Genomic DNA, 25,299 nt, shown 5'->3' with positions numbered 1-25,299 from the left:
TTCTGTCTTACTCCCCTCTATACCACCGTAAGTTTCATTACAAAAAAGTGGATCAGCAATATCGAAACTCCAGCGAAAATACGGTAGTAACCAAAGATTTTAAAACCGTTTTTACTCAAATAGTCGATAAAAAATTTAATAGCAATCAATGCCACGATAAAGCCAACTACGTTTCCTATAATAAGGTAGTTTACCTGATCAGAAGTCAGTTCAAAACCGGCTTGGTAATAATCATAACTTTTCTTGACGGTTGCTCCCAACATGGTTGGTACCGCAAGGAAGAAGGAAAATTCAGCAGCGGTTTTTCTGGAAAGCTTTTGCGTCATACCTCCTACAATACTGGCGCCACTTCGTGAAACACCGGGAATCATAGCGAGACATTGAAAAAATCCAATTTTAAGAGCCGTTAAATAAGTGATTTCTGCTTCTTCACCTTCTCCATCTCCAAACCAATCGTCAACTTTGATGAGAATAAAACCACCAATTATTAAAGAAATAGCAACGGTCAGTGGGCTTTCAAGAAGGCTGTCGATAACATCATTAAACAATAATCCTAAAAAAACAGCGGGAAGGAAAGCGACGAACAGTTTGTAATAGAAATCCATGCTCTGGAAAAATCGTTTAAAATAGAGCACCACCACAGAAAGAATAGTTCCCAGCTGGATAACAATGGTAAAGAGTTTGGTAAAATCATCTCCGGCAATCCCAAAAAATGAGGATCCTATGATTAAATGTCCTGTAGATGAAACGGGTAAAAATTCGGTAAGTCCTTCAATAATGGCCAGGACTATTGCTTGTAATGTATTCACTAATTTTCTTCTTTACTTTCTGGTTTTAATAATATGGCGTAAACTTCAATGGCAAATCCTATCAATACTAATGCTGGGGCTAAACGAATGCGACGCCAGTTGTAAATTTCCGGATTAAAAACGTTTGGATCGTCACTTCCACCGCCTGACATTAGGATAAAGCCAAGCACAATAAAAGCAATGCCGATCAACATAAACTTGTAGTTTTTTCTGCCAAAAATAAATTCCGGCATATAATCTTCTTTTCGTTTTTTCTCTCCCATATTAAAAAGGTTTCAGGTTCAAAGTTTCAGGTCTAAAATCTCAAGTCTTAAATCTTACATCTCAGATCTAATAATACAAATCGTCCGTGCGTAAATTTAAAAATCGTTGAGTGGCAATAAATGTGCTGATCCAGGTTATGATTATTCCCATTAAAAATATAAACACAAAAAGAACGGTCAACAGGATAGGATCGCTCAATAATTGTAATTGTGGGAAACTATCGTTGAGGTAATAAAGCACCACGCCCATTCCGATCATTGCTACTAAAGCGCCAATTATCCCAAAACGAACGCTTTTCCAAACAAAAGGTTTGCGAATAAACTTTTTAGTGGCACCCACCATTTGCATTGTTTTTATTGTAAATCTTTTGGCGTAAATTGAAAGTCGGATACTACTATTTATAAGCAATACGGCAATAAATGTAAAAATTCCGCTGATTACCAAAATCCAAAAGCTGATTCGTTTCACGTTTTCTGTAAGCTGTGCGATTAATGGTTTGTCGTAAATTACATCGTCCACAAAGCCTTTGCTTTTCAACTCACTGGTAATTTCCTCCATTTTTTGCGGTGTAACATAATCCGCTAAAATGTAAACATCAATGCTATTTTGCAATGGATTTTCGCCCAAATATTCTATAAAATTCTCACCCAAAGTTTCCTGGTGTTCCTTTGCTGCATCCTCTTTTGAGACAAATGCTGCGCTTTTGGTGTATTCCGCCAAGGCTAAACTTTGTTTTAACTGGGTGATTTCTACTTCTTTCGCACTATCTTTTAGAAATACGGTTATAGCAATTTGCTCCTTAAAATAATCGGCTACTTTTTTTGAGTTTAAAACCAGCAAGCCCAACAATCCCAAGAGAAACAGAACCAGTGAAATACTGATAACTACGGAAAAGTAAGAGGAGATTAACCTGCGTTTTTGATATTTTTCAAAAGAAGAACTCATAAGGGTTGCTGAATTTTGCGGTAAAAATACAAGTAATTTTGCATCTTGTGTTAAACAACGTTGAAAGTTTCAAATTTAGTCTTTATTGAATATTTTTTTCATACAAATCGTAATTACCCAAAAGCAATTTTGCATACTTTCTAAAATTGTTACGGCATTTCGTACAATAGCATTAAATTTGTCCGCAAACTCCGAAACTTTTGCGAAGGAGTTACTTTTTTTATCTGAAATAACTATCAATGAGCAAATATCACTTCAACGAAATAGAAGCCAAATGGCAAGAATATTGGGCCAAAAACCAAACATTTAAAGCTGAGAATCTAAGCGACAAGCCAAAATACTACGTTTTGGATATGTTTCCTTATCCATCAGGAGCTGGTTTGCACGTGGGGCATCCACTTGGTTATATTGCCAGCGATGTTTATGCAAGGTTTAAACGCCATCAAGGTTTCAATGTTTTGCATCCTATGGGTTATGATTCCTTCGGACTTCCAGCGGAACAATATGCAATCCAAACGGGGCAGCATCCAGCCGAAACAACCAAAGTGAATATTGAGGGAGGCGTTGACAAGAACGGAAATGAAATTGAGGGCTATCGCAAACAATTGGATAGAATTGGTTTTTCATTCGATTGGAGCCGTGAAGTACGTACTTCAAATCCGGAATACTACAAATGGACACAATGGATCTTTTTGCAACTTTTTGATAGTTGGTACGATAAGGATTTAGATAAAGCGCGTTCCATTGAAGAATTGCGTATTATTTTTTCTTCGGAAGGAAATGTAAAAATAAATGCTGTTTGTGATGAAGGAATTGAACGTTTTATCGCTTCAGAATGGATAGACTTTTCAGAAACCAAGAAACAAGAGATTCTACTTAAATATAGATTGACCTATTTGGCCGAAACTGAAGTAAACTGGTGTCCACAACTAGGAACCGTTTTGGCAAATGACGAAATCGTAAACGGCGTTTCTGAACGAGGAGGATACCCTGTTGTCCGCAAAAAAATGAAACAGTGGAGTATGCGTATCACAGCATACGCCCAACGATTGCTGGACGGACTTAATGAAATCGATTGGCCGCAGCCATTAAAAGATTCACAGACCAACTGGATTGGTAGAAGTAAAGGAGCCACTGTAAAGTTTAAAGTCCTCCCCCCAACCCCCACCCAAGCAGAGGCTAAACTTTGGGGAGAACTGAGGGGTAAGAAACTTGGTTATAAGTTCAGACAACAACATCCTATTGATAATTATATAGTTGATTTTGTATGTCTTGAGAAAAAATTGATAATTGAAGTAGATGGAGAAGTCCATCAATATCAGTTGGAAAAAGACGATGAGAGAGAGTTATTGCTAAAAGAGAAAAAAGGCTATAAAGTTATCAGATTTAATAATCTTGACGTTCTCAATAATCTTCAAACTGTAATATCGAAAATTGAAGCGATATTACAAGTCCTCCCCTCGGGGGAGGATTTAGGTTGGGACTTTCCTAAGGATGAATTGGATGAAAAATTTTCCATAGAAGTTTTCACCACCCGTCCCGACACCATCTTCGGCGTAAGTTTTATGGTTTTGGCGCCGGAACACGATTTGGTTTCAAAAATAACTACTGCGGAACAAAAGGAAGCAGTAGAAAACTATGTGGAAGCAACGGCCAAACGAAGCGAACGCGAACGAATGGCGGATGTAAAAACCATCTCAGGTGTTTTTACAGGTGCCTATGCTGAACATCCATTTTCAGGAGAAAAACTTCCAATTTGGATTGGCGATTACGTATTGGCTGGTTATGGAACCGGAGCTGTTATGAGTGTTCCCTGCGGCGATCAACGTGATCATGATTTCGCGAAACATTTTAATATTCCTATTCCCAACATATTTAAAGATGTGGATATTTCTGAAGAAGCATATTCTGGTAAGGAAAATATAACAATCACTAACAGTGATTTCCTAAATGACCTAACCTATCAGCAAGCTACTGAAAAAATAACCACTGCTTTAGAAGAAAAGGGCATCGGTGAAGGGAAGATAAATTACCGCTTACGCGATGCAGTTTTTAGCCGACAAAGATATTGGGGTGAACCCTTCCCAATTTATTATAAAGATGGAATGCCGCATGCAATCCCAACAGAATATTTGCCATTACGACTTCCTGAGGTTGAAAAATACCTTCCCACGGAAACTGGAGAGCCGCCCTTAGGTCGCGCCACAAAATGGCACTGGGATACGAAAAAATGTTCAGTAGTCAGTAATCAGTTTGCAGACCAAGAAAATGTGTTTCCTCTTGAACTAAATACAATGCCGGGTTGGGCTGGAAGTTCGTGGTATTTTTTTAGATATATGGAGAGTGAAAAACGCGATGAGGTATTTGCTTCAAAGGAAGCCTTGGACTATTGGCAAAACGTAGATTTATATATAGGTGGAAGCGAACACGCAACCGGCCATTTATTATACAGTCGTTTTTGGGTGAAGTTTATGCACGATCGCGGTTTGGTTCCTGTTGAAGAACCATTTAAAAAGCTGATTAATCAGGGGATGATTTTGGGGGAGAGTGCGTTTGCCTATAAGCTTGTTGGCTTAAATGCTAATTATCCTAATTTTATTCATAATACAAATATTTTTGTTTCAAAAACATTAAGAAATCATATTGTTCACAATAAGGAATGGAAGAATGATGATTTTCTAAATATAGTCAAGGGGAATTTAAAATCTAGATTAATTGGGCAAAGTATAATTGATAAAATTGTTGGCTTCACGATAATTCCTTTACACGTAGATGTTTCTTTGGTAGATATTCACAATGAGTTGAATATTAAAACTTTTAGGAATTCAAGAGAAGAATATAAAAACGCAATTTTCATTTCAGAAAACGGAATAGTAATAGATAATAATAATGAAAAATACATTGTAGGGAGAGAAGTAGAAAAAATGTCCAAATCCAAATACAACGTGGTAAACCCCGATGATATTTGTGAGCAATACGGTGCAGATACTTTACGACTGTACGAAATGTTTCTTGGGCCGCTTGAACAAGCAAAACCTTGGAATACTGCAGGGATTACGGGAGTGCACGGATTCCTTAAAAAACTTTGGAAATTATATCATTCCGGAGAAAACGAAAGTTTTTACATGAGCGATACTCCCCCTTCGGGCGCTGGCGGGCTAAAAACGCTTCATAAAACCATAAAGAAAGTTCAGGAAGATATTGAAGAGTTTAGTTTTAATACTTCTGTTTCGTCATTTATGATTGCTGTGAATGAGCTTTCTGCAGAAAAATGTAATGCACGTGAAGTTTTGGAGCCGTTGGCAATTCTTATTTCGCCATATGCGCCTCATATTGCCGAAGAGCTTTGGAATAAGTTAGGGCATTCAGAAAGTGTTTCCACGGCGCCATTTCCAAAATTTGAAGAAAAGTATTTGGTAGAAAGTAGCAAAGAATATCCAATCTCTTTCAACGGGAAAATGCGATTTACACTAGAATTGCCGTTAGACTTAAGTAAAGATGAAATTGAATCTGCCGTAATGGCACACGAGAAAACAGCGGAGTATTTAGAGGGTCGCACGCCTAAAAAGGTGATTATTGTCCCTGGGAAAATCGTAAATATCGTGGGATAAAAATTTGCACGTTATTTGCTATATTGTTACTGAAAACCTTCTTGATCTGTTTGTCTTTTTGGTGAGTAAAGTTTACCACAAAGGCACAGAGAGCACAGAGAGAAAACAAAAAACTTAATAATAATAAAACCTATGTACGGATATTATATAATTGCGGGCGTCATCTTTTTGGTTAGTTGGTTAGTAAGCAACCAACTGAAAAGTAAATTCGAGAAATACAGTAAAATCCATCTTCAAAATGGAATGAGCGGAAAGGAAATCGCCGAAAAAATGCTTGCCGACAACGGAATTACAGATGTAAAAGTGGTTTCAGTAGCGGGTAAATTGACAGATCACTACAACCCAGGAGACAAAACAATAAACTTAAGCGAACCGGTTTATATGCAGCGCAACGCCGCCGCCGCTGCCGTTGCCGCACACGAATGCGGACACGCGGTGCAGCATGCCACCGCCTATGGTTGGTTGAAATTTCGTTCGGCTATTGTACCGGCAGTGGGAGTTGCCAGTAAGCTGTCTAATTTTGTTATTATGGCCGGTCTTATAATGACAGCGATGAATTTTATGGGTGCTTTAGGTACAACCCTATTTTTAGTGGGAATCATTCTTTTTGCGGCAACTACTGTTTTCGCTTTTATCACCTTACCCGTAGAATACGATGCCAGTAATCGTGCTTTAGCTTGGTTGGAAAGTAGCCAAATGCTCACACCGCAAGAACATGCTGGAGCCAAAGACGCGCTAAAATGGGCCGCTAGAACGTATGTAGTTGCAGCCATTGGGTCATTGGCCACCTTACTCTATTTTATCTCTATTTTTATGGGAAGAAGGTAGAAGTATTGACGATTTTTGATTTCAGATGTAAAACAAAACCCGCGAATTTTCGTGGGTTTTTTATTTAACCACCAATTTCTTTGTTAATGAATCAGTAGCCGTTCGAATTGTAACGAAATATACTTCTTTTAATACGTTTTCTACGGAAACTTGTATTGCCTGATCTCCTATATCAAAAGTACCCGAAGCTATTCTTTTTATCTCCTGACCAAATATGTTATACATTATAATATCGGCCGTTATAGTTTCTTTTAAGTTTAAATTTAGAGTAAAGTGATTATTTGTTGGGTTCGGTGAAATGGAAAGTGAGCCAAATAAGCTTTCTTTTTCTATTGATAATACTTCAGACAACGGCTTCTGATCTGCATTTAAAATTTCACGCTGTCCAATTTCAGGAACACTGAAAGCTAAAAATCCAATTACTGAAATTTTCGTTTCATCATAGTTAGCCGGAAGCGTATATATAAAGGTTTCAGAATATATTGATCCAGCACTAACGGATGGTGGAATGATTCCTGCATTTCCATAGACACCTGGCAAATTTGCACGTAAAACATGTCTATGAGTGTATCCAATAATCGGATTTCCGGCCCCTTCAAACGGATGTCCTGAAGCACCGTCATAATAATTTGTTTGATCGAAATCAGATCCAGTCTCAGTAACCTCATCTTCTACTACACTCATCACAAAACGCATATCTCCACTAGCAGAATCAATGAATTCTGCTGTTATTGTACCTGTAATAGTTCGTGTAGCGGAATCATAATTAATGGTAAGGTCAACTTCTGCGGGCGTATAACGAGTTAATTGTTCTACTACATAGTTTCCCCAATCATTACGATTTAAAATCTCATTAGATTCACCTGTAAATTTTTTCCTATCTACCATTCCAACTGGGGTGACTCCATTTGAGAATTCAGGTTCAATCCCATTATCGTATGCCATTCCATCAAGACTATGTATGGAAATACCAATTACATTATCAGGATATTGCGTAAGAATATTTTCCATTATAAAATCCGAATCTGGACAATAACCATTCCAAGCTCCATTGAACTGTTCTAAAACAACTTTTTTTGTAGCTCCATTTGTCTGAGAAAAACTAAAATGCGCCATCAGTATTATAAAGAATAGGAGTGTTATTTTCTTCATTTTATATGATGCTTTTAATTTTTCTTATTTATCTGGTGTCAATGATATTCCAAATTTTGGCAAAGTTTAAGATTTGTTAAGCCGTTACTTTACTGCATACTACTGCTGTCTACCCAATATTAAGATTCTCTGGATTATACCCCAAGTATTCCACTTCCTCTTCCCTAAAAATTACTCCGTTTTCTTCAAGCTCTTTTAAAATGGGTTCATAAACCTCTTTGGCGATTGGGCGTTGTACTCCAGGAGTTGTGATTTTGCCATTGAGAATTTTTATTGCAGCAATTCCAACGGGAAGTCCTACGGTTTTTGCCATAGCCGTGTGTGTTTGGTCTTCACCTATTAAAGCCATATGGCTGTCAATCTGATGTTTTTTTCCATCTAATTCATAACCGAATTTGTGGTACATCACTATCATATCCTTATCTTCTGGCGCCAATGTCCATTTTTCCTCCAATATTTTCTGAAGTGCCATGGCCGGAGTTGCATCCTTAATGCCAATGGTTTTTTCTTTGTTGAAAAGGTCTAATTCCTCTAACTTTTCCCACATCAAATCATCTTGATCGATTTTCAGTGCATAACGTAGTTTAAGTTCAACGCTATCTGACGGCGAATATGCCAAAAATAAGTTTACAAATTCACGGTAGGTCAAATTTTCAGAATCTGGAATGGTGTAAGTATCATCGGTCATTCCCAATTGAACAAACATATTCCAAGCCTTGCTAAACCCTACTCTTCTTATTGTTCCACGATATAATGTGAGAATATTGTCAAGTCCGTAAACCGATTGGTACTGTAGAGAGTTTCTATTGGCTAATACCTCAAACTTCCCATAACCTTCAATATTGATGAATTCTGTTCTTCGGAAAAGTCTGTGATAAGGAATGTATTTAAATTTTCCTTCTTGGATAAATTCTGCTGCTCCACCTTGACCGGCTAAAACCACGTTACGCGGATTCCATGTAAATTTATAATTCCAAAGGTTGTCATCGCTTTCTGGTGCGATTAAACCTCCGCAAAACGATTCGAAAAGCAGCATTTTTCCACCTTTTTCCCGTATTCTATCAATTATTTGCATAGCGCTCATATGGTCTACACCGGGATCGAGACCTATTTCGTTCATCATAACTAGTCCCTTAGCTTTGGCCTGTTCGTCCAAGGCTTGCATTTCATCACTTACGTATGATGCTGTAACCATAGGTTTTCCAAGCTCAATACATTCTCTTGCAACCTCAATATGAAACCGGGCAGGCAACATAGATATTACCAAGTCACTGTTTTTAACAGCTTCTTTTCTTTGCTCATCTTTAAAAACATCGAGCATGATTCCTTTGGCATTTGGGTGGCCTTGAATCAATTTCTGAGCAGATTCTAGTGAGATATCGCCAATGGTGATAAAAAGTTTTTCTTCCTCGCTTTTGTCCAGTAAATAACGAATTAAACTTGTTGCTGATCTACCTGCACCTATAATTAAAATGTTTCTCATTGGGGGGAGTTTTTGTTATCTTTGAAGCTTAATTAAATGAAGGGCGAAATTACTAATTCCAAATTTCAAAAATGACGAATTTTGATAAAAATATGGCTGTAACGGCTTCTTTTCTTGCTGCAGTTACTATTGCTTTGGGTGCTTTTGGCGCACATGGATTAAAGAGTATTGTGGATGCTTCCGCGATCAATACATTTGAAACTGGCGTTCGCTACCAAATGTACCATTGTATTGCAATTTTGATTTTAGGACTAACACCAGCTATTTCAGAAAAGATAAAAAAGACCGTTTTTTGGTTATTTATTGTTGGTATGCTTTTCTTCTCCGGCTCTATATATTTACTAGCGCTGAACGAGGTTTTGCCCTTTAATTCGGCAAAGATTGGATTTATAACGCCTATAGGCGGTTTGCTATTTATTGTAGGTTGGTTTTGGTTGGCATTTTCATTGCTTTCGTTAAAGAAGCGATAAATGTTTTTTATATTTTCCCCAATCTCTTTTAGATTTGCTACTTTTGTAACCTACTAATTATTAAAAAAGGTATGGTCGATAAAAACCAAGCTACGGAAACGATTTCTGTTGATAAATACGGAATCAAAAATGCAAAAGTTAAGTATCAACTTTCTTCTGAAGAACTTCACGACGAAACATTACAAAAGGGTCAAGGGAAAGAAGCCAGTAGTGGCGCACTAGCGGTGCACACTGGTGAATTTACAGGTAGATCTCCCAAGGACAGGTTTATTGTAAAAGACGATGTTACGCGTGACGAAGTATGGTGGGGAAACATAAACATTCCATTTCCGCCAAAGATGTTTGATGCGTTATATAACAAAGTCACTGATTATCTTTCGGAGAAAGAAATTTATGTGCGTGATAGCTATGCTTGCGCAGATAAAGATTACAAGCTCAATATTAGGGTGATTAACGAAACCCCATGGTCCAATTTATTTGCCCACAATATGTTTCTTCGTCCAACCGAAGAAGAATTGGCATCGTTTGACCCTGATTGGCTTATTATAAATGCACCTGGATTTATTGCAGATCCAGAGGTGGACGGAACGCGGCAGCACAACTTTGCTATCCTAAACTTTACTCGCAAAATTGCCTTGATTGGAGGAACTGGTTATACGGGTGAAATTAAAAAAGGTATTTTTTCTGCACTTAACTTTATTATGCCGGTGGATAAAAACACCTTGCCAATGCACTGTTCAGCAAATGTTGGCGATAATGGTGAAACAGCCATTTTCTTTGGTCTTTCAGGTACAGGGAAAACTACACTTTCTGCAGATCCAGAACGTAAATTGATAGGAGATGATGAGCACGGCTGGACACCAGATAACACAATATTTAACTTTGAAGGTGGATGTTATGCGAAGGTTATAAACCTTTCTGAAGAAAATGAGCCAGACATTTTTAATGCTATAAAACCAGGGGCACTTCTTGAAAATGTGGGGATGGACGCAGATGGAAATGTAGATTTTGCAGATACTTTCATTACCCAGAATACTCGTGTAAGCTACCCTATTTACCATATAAACAACATTCAGAAGCCATCAATTGGCCAGAATCCAAAAAATATTTTCTTTTTAACTGCTGATGCTTTTGGCGTTTTGCCTCCTATTTCAAAATTGACTCCAGGGCAAGCGGCCTACCATTTTATTAGTGGTTACACGGCTAAAGTTGCTGGTACGGAAGAAGGAATCAACGAGCCTACTCCGAGTTTTTCAGCTTGTTTTGGGGCGCCATTTATGCCACTTCACCCCACTAGATATGCAGAAATGCTAAGTAAAAAGATGAAAGATGCTGGCGTTAATGTTTGGTTGATTAACACAGGTTGGACCGGTGGTCCTTACGGTGTTGGTAACAGAATGAAGTTGAAATATACGCGTGCCATGATAGCTGCGGTGTTAGAAGGTAAAATGCAAGATGTTGAATTTGTGAAACATCCAATTTTCAACTTAATGATGCCAACTTCTTGTCCAAACGTTCCTTCTGAGGTTTTAAATCCGAAACAAACTTGGAAGAATAAAAGCGCTTATGACATTCAAGCACACGAGCTTTCAAATTCCTTCAAGGAAAACTTTAAGAAATTTGAAGCATACGCTAATGACGAGATTCTTGCAGGAGCTCCGGCTGTTGAATAATTTCGTGATACCATAATATTAAAAAAGGCTTGCCAATTGGCAAGCCTTTTTTTAATTCTATGTAATTGCACTTAAACCTTTAAATTTTTAATGAGACATTTAAAAATATAATGGGTATTATTTTTTGCCGTTCATTTCTTTAATATATTTCTCCAACGCCATGGTCATAGAAGGTGTTTCAGGGGTTGGCGCCTGAATGTCCACGCGAAGGCCCATCTCATTGGCTGCTTTTACGGTTGTGTTCCCAAAAACGGCTATGCGTGTATCTTTTTGATCGAAGTCAGGGAAGTTCTCAAATAATGATTCAATTCCACTAGGACTGAAAAATACCAGGATATCATAATAGACATCACGTAGGTCTGAAAGATCACTAATTACAGTTCTGTAAAAAGTGGCTTCTTTCCAATCGACTTTTAATTCGTTTAGAACTAAAGGAACTTCAGGCTTTAGTTTATCGGAAGTGGGAAGTAGAAACTTCTCGCTTTTATATTTTTTGATTAATGGTGCCAATTCAGGAAATGTCCTTTTGCCCACATAAATCTTTCTTTTTCTATAAACTACATACTTTTGAAGGTAATAGGCCACAGCTTCACTTAAACAAAAATATTTCATGGTGTCAGGAACTTTAAAACGAAGTTCCTCCGCGATTCTGAAAAAATGATCCACAGAGTTCCTGCTGGTAAGAATAATCGCGGTATATTTTGTTAGATCAACTTTTTGCGTGCGAACGTCTTTCCCAGACACACCCTCAACGTGAATAAAAGGTATAAAATCTATTTTCACCTTTTGTCTTTCTATTAAATCAAAATATGGCGAATTCTCAATTTTAGGCTCTGGCTGGGATACTAAAATAGTTTTCACTTTCATAAATAGCTTGTTTTTTTTGGTATTAAAGTTTAAAAAAGACTTTTATAAAGGATAATATAGGGAGCGATTTCAAAAGCGCAAAGGTACACAATAAAATAGAAGAAATTATCCAAAATTAATTTTCCCTTTTTTTTGTAACTGTATAGCAGTGATATAGCGTTTATAAGTACGATCACGCTACCAAAAGCGACCAATGCGATAGCGGAGGGAGTGACTGCATAAAGAAAAAAAAGGTTGCCTATAAAGAATAATATACCAAAAAAATTGCGATAACTCAACTTTTGATATAAATATTCGTTGATAATTCCATCTATAGAGAAAATACTACCAATGATTTTCTCAAGAGATAGTTTTATTAATACAAATACACTATATCCTGTACAAATTTGTATAAACAGCCATTTATTATTTTGAGCTTCAGTAGGATTAAAAACTTCGAAAAGCAGGAAAATAAAAATCGAAACGCAAATAATCTGCCCAACGAAAAGCATCATATTGAAAGGGTGATTCAATTCGTCATTTTTGCCGTAGGCGAAAAAGTATTGATTGTTGATGGGTAATAATGAAAACTGGTGGAACCTTCTAGGATAAAAGTATTTGGATAGCGCCAGAATAATAAAACACCCAACAAGTAGATAGGTAGCCCAATCGTGCGATTCGATAAGTCTTTCACTGAAATCCACCTTCAATTTTTGCGGTAAAGGTACTGTAAATTAAATTTCCTGTTATCAGTATCAATTAGATTTTACTTCACATTTATTTGTTCAAAAAACGGTACATTTGCGGTAAAAGAGGAGTATGTTCAAGGCGCTGGTGGTGGTTCCCACTTACAATGAAATTGAAAACATAGAGCGCTTGTTGCGCACTGTTTTCTCATTGCAGCGAGAGTTTCACGTTTTGGTGGTTGATGATAATTCTCCCGATGGCACAGCCCAGTTAGTTGAAGACAATTTTATAAAATATCCCGAGAAGTTATTTATACTTAAACGTCCAGTCAAAAATGGCTTGGGAAACGCATACATCGCTGGCTTTAAATGGGCTCTTGAAAAAGAGTACGAGTACATTTTTGAGATGGATGCCGATTTTTCGCACAATCCAAATGATCTAGTTAGATTGTTTAACGCATGCCATAAGGAAGGTAATGATGTTGCCATAGGTTCTAGGTATGTAACAGGAGTAAATGTGGTAAATTGGCCAATGAGTAGAGTTTTATTGTCTTGGCTAGCTTCCAAATATGTTCGGTTTGTGATGGGAATGGATATCTATGATACCACGGCTGGTTTTATCTGTTACAAAAGATCAGTTTTGGAAAGAATAAATCTTGACAATATTCGTTTTGTGGGCTATGCTTTTCAAATTGAAATGAAATTCAAGGCACATTTAAGCAAATTTAAAATCATTGAAGTGCCGGTAATTTTTACAGACCGCACCAAAGGAGAATCCAAAATGAGTTCTGGAATAATATCTGAAGCTATTTTTGGAGTTATCGGAATGAAAATAAAAAGTGTATTTAACCGCAAAAGATTCAATAAAACATCCTTTCATTAATGTATATCCAAAGGAGAGCACGTCTCAAATTGTTTCTTAAACATAAATAAATATTAGGTAAATGAAATCAGTTTTAATTAAGAATGCGAATATTGTTAACGAAGGAGAAATTATTAAGGGTGATGTCTTAGTTCAAGATGGTAAAATTGCAGAAATTGCCCATAGCATTAGCATGAAATCTGGTGAAACCAAGATAATTGATGCTGATGGTTGCTATCTATTGCCGGGAATGATTGATGATCAAGTGCATTTTCGCGAACCTGGTTTAACGCATAAGGCAACAATCGAAACCGAATCTAAAGCTGCAGTGGCAGGAGGGATTACTTCTTTTATCGAAATGCCTAACACTGTTCCCCAAGCAACGACCATCGAACTTCTAGAAGAAAAGTTTGATATTGCCGCAAAAACCTCTTGGGCCAATTATTCATTTATGTTTGGCGGCACTAACGATAATTTAGACGAAATTTTAAAAGTTGATCCACAGAAAGTAGCGGGCTTAAAATTATTTTTGGGATCTTCCACAGGAAATATGCTAGTTGATGATCCAAAAACCATAGAAGAAATTTTCAGCAAAACTAAATTGCTTATTTCTGCCCATTGTGAAGATGAAGCTACCATAAAAGAAAATCTGGAAAAGTATAAGGCAGAATATGGCGAAGACATTCCAATGGAATGCCATCCAAAAATAAGAAGTGAAGAAGCTTGTTATATTTCTTCTTCACGAGCGATAAAACTTGCAGAAAAAACCGGAGCGAGACTTCATGTTTTTCATGTTTCGACTGAAAAGGAAACCCATCTATTCAGCAATAAGAAGCCGCTTTCACAAAAGAAAATTACCGCTGAGGTTTGTATTCATCATTTATGGTTTACGGACGAAGATTACAAAGCTAAAGGCACTAAAATAAAATGGAATCCTGCAGTAAAAACGCAAAAAGACAGAGATGGTCTGCTTAAGGCATTACTCGATGATCGTATAGATGTAATCGCTTCAGATCACGCCCCACATACCCTTGAAGAGAAGAACAACAAATATTTGAACGCTCCATCAGGTGGACCTTTGGTGCAGCACGCTTTGGTAGCGCTTTTGGAAATGTATCATAAAGGAAAAATTTCTTTGGAAAAAATTGTCGAAAAAACGGCGCATAATCCGGCTATTTTGTTCCAAATAAAGGAGCGAGGTTATATTCGAGAAGGTTATAAGGCAGATTTGGTTTTGGTAGATATCAATTCGCCCTGGACCGTGAAAAAAGAAAATATTTTGTATAAATGCGAATGGTCACCTTTTGAAGGAACCATTTTCAAATCGCGTGTTACGCATACTTTAGTGAATGGGGTGGTAGTTTATGAAAATTCAAAATTCCCCAATAAAAGCAATCCAGAAAGACTTACTTTTAATAGATAATGAAACAGTTTGCAATTCTTTTTATATCCATTTTAAGCTTTTTTGGTTGCCAAAATGTTGACCAGCCTGAAAAGCCTAAAAATCTTATTCCGAAGAATAAAATGGTTGATATCCTTACAGAGACCTATTTATCTAATGCGGCCAGAAGTGTGGATAACAAATCCATAATAGCCAAGGGTGTAAAAATGGATTCGCTTATCTATCAAAATTTTGGAGTGGATAGTGTACAGTTTGCAAGAAGTAATGCATTTTATGCTGCCGATATAAATGCTTACATGGGTATTTTTCAGGATGTAGAGACCCGATTGGGTGTGATGCGGATAAAAATGGACAGTCTGGTAGAAAAGGAGCGTGATGTTAAAGATAGCATTAACAATTTACAAAGATCGAAAATTGATATATCTAGCGCAAAGAAAGATAGTTTATTGTAACACCTTTCCGCTTTCTTTTGCTATCCGTTTAAGCGTTTCTTCTGTTGTGGTAAATTGAAATCCGAAACGTTTCTTAATTTTTGACGCATCGTAAAGTGAGGTCGTAAACATAGATCGAACTGTTGCCTTTACCACTCTTCGCTTTATTCCAAAAAGTTTGTTTAGCAACCCGTCAATGGTGCTTAAAAAGATCATAAACCCTTTTGAAAGTTTTCTTTTGGGTGGCTTTTTTCCAAAGAGTGGTGCTAGTCTCGAGAGTATTTCTTTATACGAAATGTTTTCGCTCACCAAAATAAAGCGTTCATTTTTTGTATCGGACTCCATCAACAATAGCATTGCTTTTACAACATCTTGAACATCTACTATTCCCATAGAACCAGAGGGGTAAAAGGGGATTCCGCTAGAACCTAGAGGGACTATCATTCCACTTCCACCTTCACTTAATGAGGTTCCCAAAATGATACCAGGATTGACGATTACTGCATCCAAACCTTCTTGCGTACCGCGCCAAACCTCCATTTCAGCTCCGTATTTTGTAATGGCATACACGCTGTTTTTATCATCAGGGTTGTAATGGGTCTCTTCGGTAATTAGATTTTGGTTTAGGGCCGTTCCTAAAGTAGAGACCGAACTTACATAGCATATTTTTTCAACTTTGTTCGCAAGACAGAGATTCACAATATTTGCTGTTCCTTCAACATTCGCTTTTTTGAGCACTTTATATTTTGAAGGGTTAAAATTGATAAATGCCGCACAATGGTAAACCTTGGTAATGTTTTTAAAAGCAATCGTTAGTTCGGGAATGTCGGTGATATTTGCTTCTACCCATTCTATTTTATTGAAAAGTAAATCTACATTAGGCGTGTAAAGTGCAAAGACTTTTTTCACCGATGCAATATCGCTGTTTCTTCTATGAATTGCGCGCACCTTTCCTGTGCCCTCTTTTAAAAGAAGGTATAAGAGATGAGATCCCACCATTCCTGTGCCACCTGTTACTAAAATCATATAGCGAAAATACTGAAAATGAAATCATAAATGAAACTGAAATGTAAACCGAATGTGCTTTTCATTAGATCTAGATTATTGATGGAACCTAAAATGCGAAACTTGGACTTTGAACCTTGAATCTTTAATTGAGAAACGTATCTTTGCATCCTCAAATTCCATAGCCTGAGCGATGGAGTAAAAATTATAAAAATGAAGCTAAAAAATTTCGTTGAAGAACTACAATGGCGTGGCATGATACACGATGTAATGCCTGAAACTGAAGCACACCTAATGGAAAAAATGCGTTCTGCATACGTAGGTTTTGATCCAACTGCAGACTCCTTGCACATTGGTAACCTGGTTCCAATCATGCTTTTGTCGTTCTATCAGCGCTGCGGTCATAAACCGGTTGCCTTGGTTGGTGGTGCCACAGGAATGATTGGTGATCCATCCATGAAAAACAGCGAGCGCAATTTACTTGATGAGGCCACGTTGAAAAAAAATCAGGAAGGTGTAAGAAACCAACTTTCTCAATTCCTCGATTTTTCGGAAAATCTTGAAAACCCTGCAACTCTGGTCAATAATTACGATTGGATGAAAGAATTTTCGTTTCTTGATTTTATAAGAAACGTAGGAAAACACATTACCGTCAATTATATGATGGCGAAAGATTCTGTAAAAACCAGATTGAGCGGCGAAAGTGCAGAAGGTCTTTCTTTTACTGAATTCACCTATCAATTAATTCAAGGATACGATTTTGTTCATTTATACAGAAATCTCGATTGTACATTACAAATGGGCGGTAGCGACCAATGGGGAAATATAACCACTGGTACTGAACTAATACGAAGAATGGATGCTGGAAAAGGTTATGCATTAACCTGTCCACTTATTACCAAAAGCGACGGCAGCAAATTTGGTAAAAGTGAAGGTGGTAACATCTGGCTGGATGCAGACCGCACTTCACCTTACAAATTCTACCAATATTGGTTAAATAGCGCTGACGAAGACGCAGAAAAATATATCAAGATTTTTACATTTCTCGATAAGGAAACTATTGAGGGTTTAATAGCAGAACATCAAGAAGCACCGCATATGCGTTTGCTTCAAAAGCGTTTGGCGGAAGAAGTAACAACTACCGTTCACAGTGCTGAGGAATATGAAAAGGCGGTAAAAGCTTCCGAGATTTTATTCGGAAACTCTACTTCCGAAGATCTTAAAACACTCGATGAAAAAACCTTTCTAGATGTTTTTGACGGTGTTCCACAAGCTGAGATTTCAAAAGAAGAAGTAAATAACGGAATTGATATTATTGCCGCTTTGGCTGAAAAAACAGGCTTTTTAAAATCGAATAGTGAAGCCCGTCGCGCCTTAAAAGAAAACTCTATCTCAGTAAATAAAGAGAAAGTTACTGAAGACTTTAAAGTTTCCGAAAACGATTTAATAAATGGTCAGTTTGTGCTATTACAGCGCGGAAAGAAAAATTATTTTATTATCAAAGCGGTATAATTGCTTATCTTTAGGTTAAATTATTTGAATTATGGAAACCACAGAACTTCGAAAAAAGGTGATAGCCTTTGCAAACCTAGCCGACGAAAGGGCATTGCGGGTTGTATATGCTGTTTTTGAGAATTATGAGGACACAAATGAATATGAACTTCCTGAAGTTGCAGAAAAATTGATTCAGCAGGCGATGGAGGAGAGTGATCAAGGATTAGTAAGGCTTCATAACGAGGTTATTGCTGATTTTAAAAATAGATATATTTCCAAATAAATGGAGGTTTTTTGAACTCCAACGTCGGAAATCACTTATGCAGCAGAGATTGATTTCATTTTAAAAAAATGGAATGAAGAACAAGTAATTCAATTTATTGATTTAGTGGAAGATTATATTTTAACCCTAAAAACAGGAGTGTTGATAGGCAAGGCTTATAAATTCGATAATGTTCGTGTTTCTGTTATTTCAAAGCAAACTACTTTGGTATATAAAGTTTTTGAAAAGGAAGGAAGAATAGATTTGTTATTATTTTGGAACAATAAAAAAAACCCTCAGGAATTTCAAAAATTTCTGAAAGAGATATAAAAGCATTAATACCGCTGATGTGATGCTTCTGTGAATAAAGGAGAATTCATTTCATTAGCAGATTTGGATAAGCAAATGCAAAATTGATATTAAGGCTTACAGTAAAACAAGAAAATCCCCGGCACGAATGCGCGGGGATTTCCAGGTAACTAACCAACCAAATTATGAAAAATCATCACTTTTTCACTGTTATTTGGTCGTAGTGCTATTCAATAACTTACGTTGATTTTCAGCGTTTTGTGTTAAACATTTCCCTATAAAACCATCAAATTACAGCCGCGAACATCACTGGAATCAAAACGTCCCAGAATTTCAAAAGTTCCATCTTCAAGAGTCTTTCCTAAGTCTTGCGTGGCTATAAAAGAGCAGGAGTAGAGGTTGGCCAAATCTATTACATTTATTCCACCAGTTTTTCCTGTAATATAGGTAAGTGCGTCTTCGGTGTCGCGGGTTAGAATTTTCATCCACGGAGGACAAGAAAAAACTCCATCGCCCACAGAATAAGCTTGGGAGAGCAGTTCCGTCATTCCGTATTCACTGTGAATTTTTTGCACGCCGAAACCCTTTTTTAAAATCTCGTGAAGTTCTTCTTTTATCATTTCTTTTCTGCGGCCTTTCATTCCACCGGTTTCCATGACAATCGTATTTCGAAGCTTGAAAGTTCTTTTTTCAATCAAATCCAACAAGGCATAGGACACCCCTATGAGCAGAACTTTTTTATTTTTTTCTTCTAAAGCGATAAGCTTTTCTATCAATGCCTCCGTTTCGTATAAATAAAACCCACTGTTCGGGTTGTCGCTCTTTTCAATTAAACTTTCAACCATATAAATTAGTGAAGAACCTTCCCGTTCTAAATAGGAGGGGAGCAAAGCCAGTATAGTATAATCGCTAACGTCGCCATATTGCTTTTTAAATGCAATCTGGAAACTCTCTTCATAAATAGAAGCATCGGCTACATAGTGTTTGCTTGTATGGCTTCCTGTGGTGCCGCTGCTGGTGAAGATTAATTTTTTAGAATGATTATCTGCTATTATTTTCTGGCTTTTAAAAAATTGAATGGGCAAAAACGGAATTTGTGCGATTTTATTTACTTGGGAAGGATTCGTGTTTAAGAGATTGCAAAAGTTTCGATAGACCGAAACATTTTCATACTGAAAACGGAATATTTGGAGTGCAAGACGTTCAAAATCTTTATCAGAATTAATATTGAATATTTCCTTTTCTAACATATTTAGGGATCTGCAATTTCACTTCAAAAATACTTAAATAAAAAAGCTCCGGCCGAAACAGGAGCTTTAAAATAGAATTTTATGGCAGTTTACTTCATAACCAACTTTTTGGTGGTAGAAGCTTTTCCTTGTTCTATTTTTAGAATATAAACCCCGCTGTTTAAATCTGAAATATCAAGTCGTTCCCCATTCAATTTGGTATTTAAAACTTGTGTTCCCAGCACATCGTAAATTGAAACATTTTTTACCCCATTCATTTTTGAGATGATGTTTATATAGCCATTCGTTGCGGGATTAGGATATATACCAAATTGACCCGCGGCTAAATTTCCTACTCCAATGGCTCCAAGAAACTCAATATTGTCAAACCAAAAAGACTCTGAAGTTGCATTATTGCGTCCTTCAATTATTAATTGAACAGTAGTGTTGGACGAAAGATTAGCAATTACATGTTGCCATTCGAGCTTGTATTTACCCTCTCCTGGATCATAAGGCACAAAATCGTCAAGATCGCTTCCTGTTGAATTGAAAAGGTCGATTTCAACATTATTGGTAAGGTCTTTGGCATAGATTCGCAATCTGTCAGATCCTGCTTCATTAATGGTTCCATCGCCTTCATAGTTTCCATTTGCAGGGTTGCTATTTATAGATAAAAGAAAATCCAACGAAACTGCGGGAGTTGGAACGCCAGATAAATCTACTGGATCAAATTCCAAAATATAGTTTCCATCGGTATCGTTCATTCGGTATCCATTTGCACCATCCGTATAAAATACAGTAGAAGAAGGTTTGGTTTTAGTAACGCCAACATAATCAGCGTCGGTGGAACCAACACCTGGAGTGTCATAAGGAACGTAGGATGCTTTAAAGCCCAATTCTTCACCATCTTTTGTGTGGTTAACGCGTGGTTCTTCGGGATTATTGATAAGATTATGAGCCACATTTGGATCTCCAGTGTCGGTATATTTACCAGAAAATAGCTCTGGGTCCTCAAAACTGGTGCCTGCAATCTGGGAAAAAGAAGCTGCACTTATCAAAAGCGCTGTAACTAAGGTAATGGTTCTCATAGCGTTCTTTTTTAAGGTTAGTTAAGTAAATATATGAAATTAAATTGTTATTTAAAAGCTTGACTATGAATAAATTACAAGTTATTGCTGTAATTGTTAATTTTTATATGATTACTGAAAAGCTTTGTTACTAAAAGGTTATGTTATGGTTAACAATAAGCGTGCTACACATTTGCTGCCGTGAAATAATAGTATCTTTGAAATGCAAAAATGCTTTACTCTAAAATATGAAAAAAAGAGAAATCACGATTTTATTGGTAGATGACGAACCGGATATTCTTGAAATTGTCCGATACAATTTGGCTTCTGAAGGATATAAGGTTGAAACAGCCGAAAATGGAGTTGAGGCTATAGCACAAGCAAAAAAAAGTATTCCGCAACTCATTATCATGGATGTGATGATGCCAAAAATGGACGGGATAGAGGCTTGTGAAAAAATCAGAAAACTCCCAGAGCTTTCGGAAACCATTATTACCTTCTTAACCGCTCGCGGAGAAGATTTCTCTCAAATGGCAGGTTTTGAAGCCGGAGCAGATGATTATATAACCAAACCAATTAGGCCGAAAGTCTTGGTAAGTAAGGTAAAGGCGTTGCTTAGAAGATTTAAGAACAACGGCGAAGTGGATAATCTAAAACATGGCAATCTTACCATAAATCGTGAAGAATATAAAATCTTGCTGGATACCGAAGAAATGATCTTGCCGCGGAAAGAATTCGAATTACTCGCGCTATTAGCTTCAAAACCAGGAAAGGTGTTTAAGCGTGAAGATATTTTAGATATTGTTTGGGGCAATGAAGTAATCGTAGGTGGCAGAACCATAGACGTCCACATTAGGAAACTCCGGGAAAAAATAGGCGATGATAAGTTTAAGACCGTGAAAGGTGTTGGCTATAAGTTTGTAGTTTAATAAATCATGAAATTTTCGAAAAAATATAAATTCGCGGCTTCTACTTCCTTGTTGATTGCCTTTGCTTCAACATTGGCAATTGGCGTTTTTTTGTATTTTCTTTTCCAAATTACTTCCTGGTGGTTGCTGAGCTTCTTTATTGTTTTATTTTTTATCACATTCTTTATTCTTCAATATCGAGTGGAAAAATTTATTTATTTCAGAATAAAAAAGATTTACAAAGACGTTCGGATCTTAAATGAAAAAGATTTTCCAAAACCTGCGGTAACTACCGATATGGAGGTGCTAACGCGTGAAGTGGAGCGCTATGTAAATGTAAAAAAGCTCGAGATTGAAACTTTAAACGTTCGCGAAAACTATCGGAAGGAATTTATGGGGAATATTTCACACGAACTAAAAACGCCTCTTTTTACCGTTCAAAGCTATGTTTTGACACTGTTGGATGGTGCAATGAAAGATAAAACTGTTAGAAAGGAATATCTTAGGCGGGCCAGTAAAGGCGTAGAAAGGCTGATATATATTGTGAATGAGTTAGACATGATTGCCAAACTTGAAGTTGGAGGTCTGGTTCTTAATAAGGAACGTTTTAATATAATAGCCTTGATTCAGAATATTTTTGATTTGCTGGAAATGAAAGCAGCAAAGAAGAATATTTCGCTCGTTTTTGATAAGGAATATGCAGAAGATATTTTTGTAAATGCCGATCGTGAGCGGATTGAACAAGTAATAACTAATTTATTGGTCAACTCTGTAAAATACGGAAAACAGGATGGCACCACAGAGGTGAGCATTGAAAATATAGTTAAAAATAAAGTCTTAGTACGGGTTACCGATAATGGTGAAGGTATCTTAAAAGAAAATCTATCTCGAATTTTTGAACGGTTTTACAGAATAGATAAAAGTGGTTCCCGAAAAGAGGGCGGAAGCGGCTTGGGGCTTTCCATAGTGAAACATATTGTGGAAGCCCACCAAGAAAAAATATATGTTGAAAGTCAGTTCGGCATTGGTTCAGAGTTTTCGTTCACTCTTGAAAGGAGCGAATAATTCGGAGTAATTAACTTCTGATGAGGTTAAGGTACTCAAACCCTTGTAAACCGCAACTTTATCGAGTTCTTCTAATTTGAAATTGTTCTGCTTACAGAAAGGAGCAACTCCCAGTTTTTTAAGATGCTTGGCTAGATATTCTTGTTCGTACTGTCCGGGTGTTGGGATGAAAAAGACTTTCTTCTCAAGTACCGTTAAATCCATTATCGTGGTATATCCTGAGCGACAAATTACTATTTCACTTTTATTTATTGTTTCTTCAAGTTCAGAACTCGTCATATAGTTAACTAGTTCTATACTTCCTAAAGTTTCCCATTTTTGATTTTCTTCAACGACGCCGCGGATCATTATAACTCTTTTTTTACTTTTTTCAAATAAAGGCTTCAACATTTCTTCCAAAGCAGTACGTTGTGGTTCTGGGCCCGAAATCAAAATCAAAATATCAATCGTTTTTGATACTTCTTGTTTTTTCATTCGGCTTAAAACACCAATGTAATTTACTGCTAAATCATTCTTTGTTGGGTGGCCAAGCTTCCCGCTCAGATTCTTAATAACTTCATTTGTATCTGGCACCCAACAAATATTAAATTTTTTGATAATTCGTTGGTGCACTTTACTACTAAAAAATGAAGTGTTTCCGCTTAAAACATTTAATTGGTGTGTAATAAAAACCGAGGGGATCTTGTTGTTTCGAACGCCAAATCTATTGTCGCTGATTATTCCTTGGATTTTATCTTCGGAAACAAGCTGCGCCACAATCCTCTTTTCAGAAGCAATTATTTTCTTCACTTTTGGAATTTGTAGGAGCATTTTCCACTTGAAAAGAATTCTAATTTTAGGATAACTAATATTGTATGAAGGAAGTTCTATTGCTTCCAACTGTGGAAATTCTTTTTGAAGAAGCATAAGCGCCGCACCATCTGAAGCCAACAAAACATGATAGTTATGATCCAGTAATGCCCGGATAATGGGAATGCATCGTGTAGCGTGGCCTAAACCCCAATGGAGAGGCGCAACCATTATTGTTTTACTCTTCGGCATAAAACAAAGGTAGCAATAATTGCTGCCGAAGTATATTTCCTTAATTTTACAGACTCAAATACGAAATGTGAAATATGATTTCATTATTTCGAATTTTAAACCTTGAATTTAAATCTGTGGGAAGTAAAAATAAACTAAGACGCTTTAAAGAAAACGAAACCTTCGCCAATGTGGTACAGCCTTCGCGTGAGGAAGTAATGAACGATTCACTAAAGCTGAAGGGGAATTGGCGTAAAAAATTCTTCAAAAATGAAAACCCATTAGTGCTGGAATTGGGCTGTGGTAAAGGAGAATATTCTGTAAACCTCTCAAAAGCATATCCTGAAGTTAACTTCTTGGGAATAGACATTAAAGGCGCCAGGTTCTGGCGAGGTGCAAAAACCGCATTAGAGGAAGATCTAAATAACGTTGGTTTTTTGCGTACACAAATCGAGTTGGTTGACGAGCTTTTTGAGGAGAATGAAGTAGATGAAATTTGGATAACCTTCCCAGATCCGCAGATAAAATATAAACGAACCAAACACAGATTGACCAACTCGGAATTTCTAGATAAATACAGAAAAATCTTAAAGCCAGGAGGTTTTGTTCACCTTAAAACTGATAGTGAGTTTATGCATGGCTATACGCTTGGTCTATTACACGGTTTAGGTGAAAAAATAGAGTATGCACACCATGATGTTTATGGAAGTGACGGGGCACCAGCTGCGGTCACCAATATCCAGACCTATTATGAACAGCAGTATTTAGAAGTGGGTAAAAAAATCACTTATATCCGCTTTAAGTTCCGTTAGGATTAATTTCAGTATATTCACAAAAACAATCCGCCCGAATGGCAATACTTTACAACTTCCTAATAGGTCTTTTTGGATCTTTTATAGGAGTACTACCGCCAGGTTTGATAAATATGTATGCCGCTAAAATAAGCATGAAAGAAGGCAGAAAACGCGCTTTTCTTTTTTCTGTTGGGGTTTGTATGACGGTAATGGTCCAAACCTATGTTGCGCTACTTCTTGCAGAATATATTGGCAAGCATCCGGAAATAGTGAGTATGCTTCAAAAGGTTGCTCTGGGAATATTTATCAGTCTTACCATCTATTTTATATTTATAGCTAAGGATACGCGTAGAGAGCTTAAGGATCGTGATCAACATTCAAAAAAGAACCGTTTCTTTTTGGGCATTTTTATAGCCTTATTAAATCTTTTGCCACTTCCATATTGGATGTATTTGAGCATTACTTTTTCAACTTTTGGCATGTTTTCTTTTTCGCAACCTGAACTTTTGGTTGCTGTTATTGCTTCTGGATTGGGAACTTATGCAAGCCTGGCTTTATACGTCCAGTTTTTTAGGCCAAAAGAACATTCCAAAAAACTAAAGTTGAATATGAATTATGTTATAGGAATAATTACGGCCATTATTTCTGTAATTACTTTTTTGAAAATCTTAAAGCAAATGTAAG

The 25,299-nt window shown here is 36.9% G+C and carries 25 protein-coding genes; 14 read left to right on the top strand and 11 right to left on the bottom strand.

Features of this window, described 5'->3' with window-relative positions; all coding sequences use genetic code 11:
- Positions 1–17: 17 nt before the first annotated feature.
- The 3 genes from G440_RS0109280 to G440_RS0109270 all read right to left on the bottom strand — a co-directional run bounded on the left by G440_RS0109280 (position 18) and on the right by G440_RS0109270 (position 2,018).
- On the bottom strand, positions 18–809 hold the full coding sequence (locus G440_RS0109280) for an undecaprenyl-diphosphate phosphatase (RefSeq protein WP_026451054.1): 792 nt from the start codon (positions 807–809) through the stop codon (positions 18–20).
- The gene (locus G440_RS0109275; RefSeq protein ID WP_026451053.1) at positions 809–1,072 is read right to left on the bottom strand and encodes a DUF3098 domain-containing protein; all 264 of its coding nucleotides are present in this window, start codon (positions 1,070–1,072) and stop codon (positions 809–811) included. The genes G440_RS0109280 and G440_RS0109275 overlap by 1 nt, the downstream gene beginning before the upstream one ends.
- A gap of 67 nt (positions 1,073–1,139) precedes the next feature.
- Positions 1,140–2,018, bottom strand: a complete 879-nt coding sequence (locus tag G440_RS0109270; protein WP_026451052.1) for a cell division protein FtsX — start codon at positions 2,016–2,018, stop codon at positions 1,140–1,142.
- 239 nt (positions 2,019–2,257) lie between these two features.
- On the opposite strand from G440_RS0109270, the gene G440_RS0109260 reads away from it, so the two are divergent.
- Complete coding sequence (locus G440_RS0109260; protein ID WP_026451051.1) at positions 2,258–5,629, top strand: leucine--tRNA ligase; 3,372 nt, start codon at positions 2,258–2,260, stop codon at positions 5,627–5,629.
- A gap of 132 nt (positions 5,630–5,761) precedes the next feature.
- A complete protein-coding gene (locus G440_RS0109255; RefSeq protein WP_026451050.1) occupies positions 5,762–6,457 on the top strand; it encodes a zinc metallopeptidase in 696 nt (231 codons plus the stop codon).
- Positions 6,458–6,517: 60 nt separating this feature from the next.
- On the opposite strand, the gene G440_RS0109250 is transcribed toward G440_RS0109255, so the two are convergent.
- Positions 6,518–7,609 (bottom strand): Omp28-related outer membrane protein, encoded by a 1,092-nt coding sequence (locus G440_RS0109250; RefSeq protein ID WP_084426687.1) that lies wholly within the window; start codon positions 7,607–7,609, stop codon positions 6,518–6,520.
- 109 nt (positions 7,610–7,718) lie between these two features.
- Complete coding sequence (locus G440_RS0109245; protein WP_026451048.1) at positions 7,719–9,092, bottom strand: saccharopine dehydrogenase family protein; 1,374 nt, start codon at positions 9,090–9,092, stop codon at positions 7,719–7,721.
- A 71-nt stretch (positions 9,093–9,163) separates the two neighbouring features.
- On the opposite strand from G440_RS0109245, the gene G440_RS0109240 reads away from it, so the two are divergent.
- Complete coding sequence (locus G440_RS0109240; protein WP_026451047.1) at positions 9,164–9,562, top strand: DUF423 domain-containing protein; 399 nt, start codon at positions 9,164–9,166, stop codon at positions 9,560–9,562.
- A 71-nt stretch (positions 9,563–9,633) separates the two neighbouring features.
- Positions 9,634–11,235: a phosphoenolpyruvate carboxykinase (ATP) gene (gene pckA / locus G440_RS0109235; RefSeq protein WP_026451046.1), complete on the top strand. Its 1,602-nt coding sequence runs from the start codon at positions 9,634–9,636 to the stop codon at positions 11,233–11,235.
- Positions 11,236–11,352: 117 nt separating this feature from the next.
- On the opposite strand, the gene G440_RS0109230 is transcribed toward pckA, so the two are convergent.
- Together G440_RS0109230 and G440_RS21690 are read right to left on the bottom strand one after the other, a co-directional pair.
- On the bottom strand, positions 11,353–12,102 hold the full coding sequence (locus G440_RS0109230; RefSeq protein ID WP_026451045.1) for a uroporphyrinogen-III synthase: 750 nt from the start codon (positions 12,100–12,102) through the stop codon (positions 11,353–11,355).
- Positions 12,103–12,131: 29 nt separating this feature from the next.
- Positions 12,132–12,785, bottom strand: a complete 654-nt coding sequence (locus tag G440_RS21690) for a DUF4271 domain-containing protein (protein WP_169718953.1) — start codon at positions 12,783–12,785, stop codon at positions 12,132–12,134.
- 115 nt (positions 12,786–12,900) lie between these two features.
- On the opposite strand from G440_RS21690, the gene G440_RS0109220 reads away from it, so the two are divergent.
- The 3 genes from G440_RS0109220 to G440_RS0109210 all read left to right on the top strand — a co-directional run bounded on the left by G440_RS0109220 (position 12,901) and on the right by G440_RS0109210 (position 15,483).
- Entirely contained in the window at positions 12,901–13,650 is a 750-nt protein-coding gene (locus G440_RS0109220) for a polyprenol monophosphomannose synthase (RefSeq protein ID WP_026451043.1), read from the top strand.
- A gap of 61 nt (positions 13,651–13,711) precedes the next feature.
- Positions 13,712–15,052 (top strand): dihydroorotase, encoded by a 1,341-nt coding sequence (locus G440_RS0109215; protein WP_026451042.1) that lies wholly within the window; start codon positions 13,712–13,714, stop codon positions 15,050–15,052.
- Positions 15,052–15,483 carry a DUF4296 domain-containing protein gene (locus G440_RS0109210; RefSeq protein ID WP_026451041.1) on the top strand — a complete coding sequence of 144 codons (432 nt, stop codon included), beginning with the start codon at positions 15,052–15,054 and terminating at the stop codon, positions 15,481–15,483. The genes G440_RS0109215 and G440_RS0109210 overlap by 1 nt, the downstream gene beginning before the upstream one ends.
- Here G440_RS0109210 and G440_RS0109205 read toward each other — a convergent pair.
- On the bottom strand, positions 15,475–16,488 hold the full coding sequence (locus G440_RS0109205) for an NAD-dependent epimerase/dehydratase family protein (protein WP_026451040.1): 1,014 nt from the start codon (positions 16,486–16,488) through the stop codon (positions 15,475–15,477). The two genes, G440_RS0109210 and G440_RS0109205, sit on opposite strands and share 9 nt — an antisense overlap.
- A gap of 192 nt (positions 16,489–16,680) precedes the next feature.
- Here G440_RS0109205 and tyrS point away from each other — a divergent pair, with 192 nt between their 5' ends.
- From tyrS to G440_RS19745, 3 genes are all read left to right on the top strand, one after another.
- Positions 16,681–17,979 (top strand): tyrosine--tRNA ligase, encoded by a 1,299-nt coding sequence (tyrS, locus tag G440_RS0109200; protein ID WP_026451039.1) that lies wholly within the window; start codon positions 16,681–16,683, stop codon positions 17,977–17,979.
- Positions 17,980–18,010: 31 nt separating this feature from the next.
- Entirely contained in the window at positions 18,011–18,244 is a 234-nt protein-coding gene (locus G440_RS0109195) for a hypothetical protein (protein WP_026451038.1), read from the top strand.
- A gap of 105 nt (positions 18,245–18,349) precedes the next feature.
- Positions 18,350–18,553, top strand: a complete 204-nt coding sequence (locus G440_RS19745) for a hypothetical protein (RefSeq protein ID WP_051285257.1) — start codon at positions 18,350–18,352, stop codon at positions 18,551–18,553.
- A gap of 254 nt (positions 18,554–18,807) precedes the next feature.
- On the opposite strand, the gene G440_RS0109185 is transcribed toward G440_RS19745, so the two are convergent.
- On the bottom strand, positions 18,808–19,782 hold the full coding sequence (locus G440_RS0109185) for a LuxE/PaaK family acyltransferase (protein WP_026451037.1): 975 nt from the start codon (positions 19,780–19,782) through the stop codon (positions 18,808–18,810).
- 89 nt (positions 19,783–19,871) lie between these two features.
- Entirely contained in the window at positions 19,872–20,849 is a 978-nt protein-coding gene (locus G440_RS20660) for a T9SS type A sorting domain-containing protein (protein ID WP_051285255.1), read from the bottom strand.
- A gap of 227 nt (positions 20,850–21,076) precedes the next feature.
- Here G440_RS20660 and G440_RS0109175 point away from each other — a divergent pair, with 227 nt between their 5' ends.
- Together G440_RS0109175 and G440_RS0109170 are read left to right on the top strand one after the other, a co-directional pair.
- Positions 21,077–21,757: a response regulator transcription factor gene (locus G440_RS0109175; RefSeq protein WP_026451036.1), complete on the top strand. Its 681-nt coding sequence runs from the start codon at positions 21,077–21,079 to the stop codon at positions 21,755–21,757.
- A gap of 6 nt (positions 21,758–21,763) precedes the next feature.
- The gene (locus G440_RS0109170; RefSeq protein WP_026451035.1) at positions 21,764–22,801 is read left to right on the top strand and encodes a sensor histidine kinase; all 1,038 of its coding nucleotides are present in this window, start codon (positions 21,764–21,766) and stop codon (positions 22,799–22,801) included.
- Here G440_RS0109170 and G440_RS0109165 read toward each other — a convergent pair.
- Complete coding sequence (locus tag G440_RS0109165) at positions 22,766–23,842, bottom strand: glycosyltransferase (protein WP_026451034.1); 1,077 nt, start codon at positions 23,840–23,842, stop codon at positions 22,766–22,768. The two genes, G440_RS0109170 and G440_RS0109165, sit on opposite strands and share 36 nt — an antisense overlap.
- A 116-nt stretch (positions 23,843–23,958) precedes the next feature.
- Between G440_RS0109165 and trmB the strand changes: the two genes are divergently transcribed.
- Together trmB and G440_RS0109155 are read left to right on the top strand one after the other, a co-directional pair.
- Positions 23,959–24,633, top strand: coding sequence for a tRNA (guanosine(46)-N7)-methyltransferase TrmB (gene trmB, locus G440_RS0109160; RefSeq protein WP_026451033.1), 675 nt, complete (start codon positions 23,959–23,961; stop codon positions 24,631–24,633).
- Positions 24,634–24,671: 38 nt separating this feature from the next.
- Positions 24,672–25,298: a LysE family translocator gene (locus G440_RS0109155; RefSeq protein ID WP_026451032.1), complete on the top strand. Its 627-nt coding sequence runs from the start codon at positions 24,672–24,674 to the stop codon at positions 25,296–25,298.
- Position 25,299 lies beyond the last annotated feature (1 nt).

Origin of the sequence: Aequorivita capsosiphonis DSM 23843 (assembly GCF_000429125.1) — a bacterium.
Classification (GTDB): domain Bacteria; phylum Bacteroidota; class Bacteroidia; order Flavobacteriales; family Flavobacteriaceae; genus Aequorivita; species Aequorivita capsosiphonis.
This window is presented reverse-complemented; position numbering and strand designations above follow the sequence as displayed.